This is a genomic window from Streptomyces sp. CO7 (assembly GCF_053474865.1).
In genome coordinates this window covers 320,391-324,678 of record NZ_JBRIOU010000009.1, presented here as the reverse complement: position 1 = coordinate 324,678, position 4,288 = coordinate 320,391, and the positions used below count along the sequence as shown (strand labels likewise).

The 4,288-nt window shown below is 75.9% G+C and carries 5 protein-coding genes; 2 read left to right on the top strand and 3 right to left on the bottom strand.

All coding sequences use genetic code 11. The features are described 5' to 3' along the window. Window positions 1-24 precede the first annotated feature (24 nt). Entirely contained in the window at window positions 25-468 is a 444-nt protein-coding gene (locus ACOV8S_RS28085) for a hypothetical protein (protein WP_351118278.1), read from the top strand. A 39-nt stretch (window positions 469-507) separates the two neighbouring features. Here ACOV8S_RS28085 and ACOV8S_RS28080 read toward each other — a convergent pair whose 3' ends face one another. Together ACOV8S_RS28080 and lnt are read right to left on the bottom strand one after the other, a co-directional pair. After that, window positions 508-1,113: a hypothetical protein gene (locus tag ACOV8S_RS28080; RefSeq protein WP_448321278.1), complete on the bottom strand. Its 606-nt coding sequence runs from the start codon at window positions 1,111-1,113 to the stop codon at window positions 508-510. 155 nt (window positions 1,114-1,268) lie between these two features. Continuing rightward, window positions 1,269-2,789 (bottom strand): apolipoprotein N-acyltransferase, encoded by a 1,521-nt coding sequence (gene lnt / locus ACOV8S_RS28075; RefSeq protein WP_448321276.1) that lies wholly within the window; start codon window positions 2,787-2,789, stop codon window positions 1,269-1,271. 110 nt (window positions 2,790-2,899) lie between these two features. Between lnt and ACOV8S_RS28070 the strand changes: the two genes are divergently transcribed. Further along, on the top strand, window positions 2,900-3,514 hold the full coding sequence (locus ACOV8S_RS28070) for a DUF4291 domain-containing protein (protein WP_448321275.1): 615 nt from the start codon (window positions 2,900-2,902) through the stop codon (window positions 3,512-3,514). 189 nt (window positions 3,515-3,703) lie between these two features. Here the strand turns inward: ACOV8S_RS28070 and ACOV8S_RS28065 are convergent. After that, a partial coding sequence (locus tag ACOV8S_RS28065; RefSeq protein ID WP_448321273.1) for a LuxR C-terminal-related transcriptional regulator occupies window positions 3,704-4,288 on the bottom strand: 585 nt, incomplete at its 5' end.

The window sequence follows — 4,288 nt, the reverse complement described above, 5'->3', positions numbered from 1 at the left end:
GAACGGCGGGCGACGGAGGGCGCGATGGAGCTTCAGGAGCGGGACGCGGGCGCGGTCGGCGTGACGACGCGGATCGGCCAGGCCGTGCTGCTGCACCACGGCGGCGACCGGGAGGAGGCGCGCGGCCGCTTCCTCGGCCTCTGGCAGGAAATCGGTGCGGACGGCGATGCCTTCCACCGCTGCGCCCTCGCCCACTACCTCGCCGACACCCAGGACGACCCCGCCGACGAACTCGCCTGGGACCTGCGGGCGCTGTCCGCGGCCGAGGAGCTGATGGAGGCCGTCCGGTCGTTGTACCCCTCACTGCACCTGAACGTCGCGGCCGACTACGCCAAGCTGGGCTGCCCGGAGGCCGCCCGCAGCCACCTCCACCGGGCCCGGCGCGCGGCCCAGGACCTGCCGGCGGACAGCTACGGCACGCGGGTGCGCGAGGAGATCCGGGAGCTGGAGGCAGGCCTGGAACCCTGAGGTGCCCGCGTGCCGTAGCCGTGGCCCAAGGTGCGCGGCCTACTTGGTGGCGCGGTTCTGCATCCTGCGGCAGATCGCCTCCTCGGCACTGCCCCGACTCCAGCCGCCGTACTCGGTGCCGATGCCGCAGGCGTCGACCGAACCGCCCTTCGGACGGCGCGGCCGGTCCGGACGGCCCGCCGCGTCCCGGGCACGCTCGCCGGAACGGGGCGGCCCAGGACGCTCACCCCGGTCCCGGTCGGAGCCCCGGCCGTCGGATTCGCCCCCGCGCGGGCCCTTGCCCTCCTTGGCGCTCTTCGAGGACGTGCCGCCGTCCCCGCCCTTGCCGTCCTTGCCCTCCACGGCGTCCTCGCGGCCGTCGGATCCCTTGCCGTCCTCGCCGGCCTTGCCACTTTTGGCGTCGGCGCGGTCCTTCGCGTCCTTGCCGTCCCCGGAGTCCTTCTTCGCGCCCTCCGCGTCCTTCGCGGCGGCGGAACCCACGGGCAGCGGAGCGCCCTCGCCGTCCGGGCCGGGCACCGACCGGGCCGACGGGGCCCCCGACACCCCCGGGGAGGGGCCGGCGGAGGGGACCGTCACACAGCCGGAGAGCGCGGCGCAGGCGACGGTGACGAGAAGCAGTGCGGTGGTGGTCGTCGTTCGCTTCACTCTCGTCACTCTGGCGGCTGCGGGACGGGCGGGGACAGCCGACAGGCGGGCGGTCCCTTCGTAAGGGTGACGTGGCGTCTGCGGGGTTGCCGCGCCGACGCGGACCGCGGGGGCACCCCGGCGGCGCCCCTGTCCGCCGGGGTTGCCCGCCGCGGTCAGCGGCGGCGTCGTGCGCGGAGCCGGGCCGTCGCGGCCGTCGCCGCCAGGGCGACGAGGATGCCCGCGGCGCACGGCAGGGGCCACGAGCCCCAGGTCGTGTACAGCGTGGCGCCGGGCCCGGCCACGTGGACGGTGTGCACCGAGACCCCGCGCTCGGAGGTGCCGAGCCGCGGCCCCACCGCGTGCCCGGAGCCGTCGTACACCGCGGAGACCCCGGTCAGGGTGGCGTGAGCCGTTGGGACACCGGTCTCCGCGGCCCGCAGCGCCGCCAGTGAGGCGTGCTGCTCGGGGGCCCAGGTCCGCTGGAAGGTGGAGGTGGAGGACTGGACGACCAGCAGCCCCGCGCCCTCGGCCGCCAGATGCCGGCTCATGTCGGGGAACGCGGACTCGAAGCAGACCAGCGGCCCCAGCCGCAGCCCGGGCGCGGCGTCCATCACCACCGGGGCCGATCCGCGGCCGCGGTCCTCGTCGGCCGCGCGGCCCACCGAGGTGGCCCAGCCGAGCATCGACCGCAGGGGGACGTACTCACCGAACGGGACCAGCCGCATTTTGTCGTACCGGTCCCCGGTGGGGCCCTCCGGGCCGATCAGCACCGAACTCTTGAAGATCCCGGGTCGGTCCGAGCGGCGGGCGTCCACGTTCACCAGCAGCGGCGCGCCGGTGTCACGGGACAGCGCGGCGAGCCTGCGGGCGAGGTCGGGGCGGGTCGCCAGGTCCTCGCCCACGCTGCTCTCACCCCAGACCACCAGGTCCAGTTCCTCCCCGCGGGAGGCCAGCTCACGGGTGAACCGTTCCTGCAGAGCGAACCGCCGCTCGGGGCCGTCCGCACCGGTCACGACACCGGGCTGGACCAGCGCGATCCGGGCCGTGCCGCCCGGCGCGGGCCCAGGAGCCCACGCCCAGGCACCCGCGGAGACCACCGCCACCACGGCCAGCCCCGCCGCCGCGACCCGCTGGGCCGAGGCGACGGCGATCAGCAGCGTGACGGCGGTGTTGACGCAGACCAGCAGGAAACTCAGCAGCCACACCCCGCCCACGGAGGCGAGGGCCAGCGCGGGAGCCGTCTGCCACTGGCTCGCCCCGAGCATCGCCCAAGGACCTCCGAGCCCCTGCCAGGACCGCACCAGTTCGATCATCAGCCAGCCGGAGGGCAGCGCGAGCAGCGCCGCCACGGCCCGCCGGGCGGACGGAGCGCCGGTCAGCAGCCGTCGGGCCAGCGCGCCCCAGGGCGCCCACAGCGCACCGAGCAGCGCGGCGAGCACCGGCGTGAAGACGTGCAGGCTCGGAAACAGCCAGTGGTGGGCGGCGAGCATCAGGCCGAAACCGCCGCACCAGCCGTCCAGCGCGGCCCGCCGGCCGGTCGGCGCGGTGCGGATCAGCAGCAGCCAGGGGACCAGCGCCAGGGGAGCCGACCACCACCAGTCGGGCTCCGGGAACGCGAGCACGGGCAGCGCACCCGCCGCGGCGGCCACCACGGGCCGCCGCCAGGAGGAGATCGCCCACCGCCCGGCCTTCACGCCCTCAGGGTGCCCGCCCCGCGACGGATGAGACGGGTGCGGCGGAGGGAAACGGCAACGCCCGCGGAAATGCGTGGCGGCGCGCGGGGCACGCGGGGGAGGCTGTCCGGATGAACGACGAGACCGGTGGGGACACCCGACCGCGCTACCAGGTCAGGGCCAACTGGTCCGAGGACGCCGTCACCGTGTACCAGGCCTACCGGCCGGAGATCGGAAGGCCGGCCGCGCGCGACGGCCGGTTCCCGGCGGCCTGGAAGCGCGACCGGATGACCTGGATCAAACCGTCCTTCCTCTGGATGATGTACCGCTGCGGCTGGGCCGCCAAGGAGGGACAGGAGACCGTGCTGGCCGTGCGGATCCGCCGGGAGGGCTTCGAGTGGGCGCTGCGCAACGCCTGCCTCTCGCACTACGTACGCGGTCCGCACCAGGACCGGGCGTCCTGGGGCCGGGAGCTGCGGCGGGCGCCGGCGCGGGTGCAGTGGGACCCGGAGCGGGACCTGTGGATGCGCCCGCTGCCCCACCGGTCGCTGCAGTTGGGCCTCGCGGGCGAGGCGGCGGCCCGGTACGCGGACGAGTTAATCCTGGGCATCGAGGACGTGACGCCGCGGGCGCATGCGATCAAGGCGCTGCTGACGGCGGGGGACGCCGAGGGGGCCGGGGCGCTGCTGCCCGCCGAGCGGGAGTACCCGCTCGACCGGGAGGCCTGCGCGCACCTGCTGCGCTGAGGCGCGCCAACCGGCGGAGGGCCGGGTCCGACGGCGCCAGGCTGCGCGGGACGTCGAACTCGTTGCCCTCGGGGTCGGCCATGACCACCCGCTCCGGCCCGGGCCTGACCCACATCGACCCGGGTGGCGCCGAGGGCGAGCAGCCCGGCGACCTCGTCGGCGGGACCGCGCCGTCCCGGCGGACGCCGCTCAGGGAAGCAGACGCTGTTCCTTGGCCGCGGCGACGGCGCCGGCCCGGTTGTCGACGCCGAGCTTGTCGTAGATGCGGCTCAGATGGGTCTTCACGGTCGCCTCGCTGATGAACAACGCGCGGGCGATCTCGCGGTTGGCCAGGCCCTGGGCGAGCTGGGCCAGGATGTCGAGTTCGCGGGCGGTGAGCGTCGGCCGGGGAGTGCGCATGGCCGCCACCATGCGGCCGGCGATCGGCGCGGAGAGCGCGGTGCGGCCCTGCGCCGCGGCACGGATCGCGGCGAACAGTTCCTCCGGCCGCTCGGCCTTCAGCAGGTACCCGGTCGCGCCCGCCTCCAGCGCACGGGTGACGTCCGCGTCCGTGTCGTAGGTGGTGAGGACCAGGACGCGCGGGGCGCCGGGCCGGGCGGTGATGCGGCGGGTGGCCTCGATGCCGTCCGTGCCGGGGCCGAGCTGCAGGTCCATCAGCACGACGTGCGGCGCCAGCCAGCCGGCCAGGACCACGGCCTCGTCGCCGCCCGCCGCCTCGCCGACGACCTCGATGCCGTCCGCACTGGAGAGCAGTGCCCGCAGCCCGGCGCGCAC

Coding starts and splice junctions, on each gene's coding strand:
- ACOV8S_RS28085 (WP_351118278.1), top strand. CDS start 25: ATGGAGCTTCAGGAGCGGGACGCGGGCGCGGTCGGCGTGACGACGCGG.
- ACOV8S_RS28070 (WP_448321275.1), top strand. CDS start 2,900: ATGAACGACGAGACCGGTGGGGACACCCGACCGCGCTACCAGGTCAGG.